This is a genomic window from Wolbachia endosymbiont of Glossina morsitans morsitans (genome assembly GCF_000689175.1).
GTDB classification, from domain to species: Bacteria; Pseudomonadota; Alphaproteobacteria; order Rickettsiales; family Anaplasmataceae; genus Wolbachia; species Wolbachia pipientis.
The window spans coordinates 1-2,633 of the sequence record NZ_AWUH01000172.1; the positions used below are offsets into that span (position 1 = coordinate 1).

The following is a 2,633-nucleotide window of genomic DNA, read 5'->3' on the forward strand; positions in this document are numbered from 1 at the left end:
AATCAAATGCTATTTGCTTAATAAATTCACTGATGGCTAAATTTGAGATAGTTACATGAATTTACCATAAATCACCATCTCATAAAGTGTGATGCAACAAAGCCCACTGGGATCCAGGAATTTTATTAAGTTGGTAAGCATAAAAGTAGCCGTTTTATGTTAAAGCACAACGTTCTTCATGAGATTACGGTAAGGCTGGATTCCAGTGTCAAGCACTGGAATGACATCGTTTACTATGTGATATCGTGCCATATTGCAATGTTTGTACAGTTGTGGAATGAATCACGGTATGACGTAGGGCTATGCTAGTGTAGGTAGATCATATGAAGAAGTAGTAGCGTTGGGAATATTAGAAAAAAAATACTTACACTAAAAGAAACTTCAGTAGTAAATTCAAAAAGGAAGTTTAAATCCAGGTGGTAAACCCATCATACCTGCAAGATCAGGAGTTGCATTTGCCATATTTTCTTCTGCTTTTTTAATGGCATCATTAAATGCTGCTGTTACTAAATCCTCTACTATATCTTTTTCCTCATTTCTCATAAATTCTAAGTCTATGTTCACCTTTTTAGCTTTATAGCTACCTATTTTTATGACTTCCACTAATACAGAAACTTTGCCGCCACCAGAAATACCTTGAAACTCTTTTCCAATATATTTTTCTTGAGCTTCTGCAAGCTTTTTTTGCATCTCTTGCATTTGTTTCATTATTTGACTGAGATCCACAACTTACTCCTTATTTTCTATGTTAACTACTTTTGCACCTTTAGACGTGTCAAGTATATCCTTGACTGCAGGTGCATAATTTAAATTACTCACTTCCCTGTTTATATAACCCGTATCAACTGTAATAACCCACTCCTGCTGAGTCACCTGGTTTAAGTAATTTTTTAAATCATTGCAAAAATTAGTATCCAACTTAGATACAGCTTTTAATTTTAAATATCCAGGTTTACAATCTATTAATTGTAGATTATTACACAGTTGTTTGTAAAGATAAATTTGGTTACTCCGCCTTAATAGTTGCAAAATCTTATCAAAATCGTAATTTTGTTGTTTATTTTCCACATGGATCCCAGTGTCACGCACTGGGATGACAGAGTGGGGTTGTTGTTTACTTTCCACGTATTTTTTTGGATCTGAGTAGTCAGCTACTTGGATGACAGAGGGGGAAGGTGCAACAGGTCTGCCCTGTCTATTTCCTTGCTCTGCATTCTGTGAAAGAACTTTTTTGATCACCTGTTCTGGAGAAGGTAGATCAGAGAGATAGCAAAGACCAATTAGCATCATTTCAGCAGCAACATCGTTGCATGTTGAAGTTTTTATATCTTGAATACCTTTAAGCAACACCTTCCACAATCTCGAAAAAAATATTAAAGATCTCTTTATACTTAAATCTTTTATCCTATTCTTTTCATGCTCTGTAACTGCATTATCAATTTCTTTTGTAATCAAAAAACGGCATACTAACTGAATTGTTTGCAATAGACCTTCAAAAATACTAAGTGGGTTTGCTGTTTTTATCGCCTTGTCAAACACTAACAAAGCTTTCTGTAAATCACCTTCTAATATTGCCCCTAATAGATCGAATATAATATCTTTATCCACTAAGCCAAGTATGTCTGTCACATTTTTAGTGGATATTGCACCATCTTTGCTATATAGCACTGCTTGATTCATCAAAAACAAGGCGTTACGCATTGAATTTCCAGAGTGTCGTGCAATTAATTCTAATGCTCCCTTTTCAATGGAATAACTCTCTTTTCGTGCAACATCATTTAAACGTTCCACTATTTTAGCTACAGGAATGTTGTGTAAATCAAATCTTTGACAACGTGCAATAATAGTTATTGGTATCTTTTTTATTTCCGTAGTTGCTAAAATGAACTTTACACTAGATGGTGGCTCTTCTAGGGTTTTAAGTAATGCGTTAAATGCGCTGCTGGATAACATATGTACTTCATCTATAATGTAGACTTTGAATTTAGAGCTTATAGGTGAATAGCAAATATCTCCCAGGATTACTTTAATATCGTCAATGCTAGTGTGACTTGCTGCATCGATTTCAATTACATCTGGATGGCTTGAATTTTTTATTGCTAGACAATTTTCACATGATCCGCAAGGTTCAAAAATTGGCCCCAGGGAACAATTCAAACATAAAGCTATTATCCTTGCAGTGGTGGTTTTACCAACTCCACTACTACCAGAGAGCAGTATAGATTGTGGGATTTTGTTTAAAATAAAAGCATTTTCTAATACACGCACTAATATATCTTGACCTACTAGATCTTTGAAGCTACTAGGACGATGTTTTAATGCTATATTCATAGCCTCGGATAAAAGAAATAATGAAATAGGTATGCAACCCAAAAAGGTTCTGATATGGCTGCTTCTTTTCTGATCTGACCAAATTACAGAGTTTTTGCCTGCATACTTTATAAAATATTATACTTTTTTTTTTATTTAGCAAGGTATATCCTATATTAGTCTTATAATTTATATGTTAGACCTTTTGCAACATTACTTTGGAGTAAACAACTGTTACCTAAAATACTCTTCTTCTGTCATCCCAGTGCTTGACTACTTGGATCCAGAAAACTTAATTTTAAATGAATACATCAGGCTGTTGT

General features: G+C 34.2%; 2 protein-coding genes and 1 other RNA gene. All 3 read right to left on the minus strand.

The genetic code is table 11. The annotated features are described in order from the left end of the window. Window positions 1-393: 393 nt before the first annotated feature. Complete coding sequence (locus tag WGMM_RS04345; RefSeq protein WP_038250655.1) at window positions 394-708, minus strand: YbaB/EbfC family nucleoid-associated protein; 315 nt, start codon at window positions 706-708, stop codon at window positions 394-396. A 21-nt stretch (window positions 709-729) separates the two neighbouring features. Then, window positions 730-2,331 (minus strand): DNA polymerase III subunit gamma/tau, encoded by a 1,602-nt coding sequence (gene dnaX / locus WGMM_RS04350; RefSeq protein WP_038250635.1) that lies wholly within the window; start codon window positions 2,329-2,331, stop codon window positions 730-732. A gap of 15 nt (window positions 2,332-2,346) precedes the next feature. Beyond that, window positions 2,347-2,445: signal recognition particle sRNA small type (gene ffs, locus WGMM_RS05880), an RNA gene on the minus strand. Window positions 2,446-2,633: the final 188 nt, after the last annotated feature.

Bases quoted from the DNA above. Each gene is read 5' to 3' on its own strand.
- WGMM_RS04345 (WP_038250655.1), bottom strand. From the start codon at position 708: ATGAAACAAATGCAAGAGATGCAAAAAAAGCTTGCAGAAGCTCAAGAA.
- dnaX (WP_038250635.1), bottom strand. From the start codon at position 2,331: ATGAATATAGCATTAAAACATCGTCCTAGTAGCTTCAAAGATCTAGTA.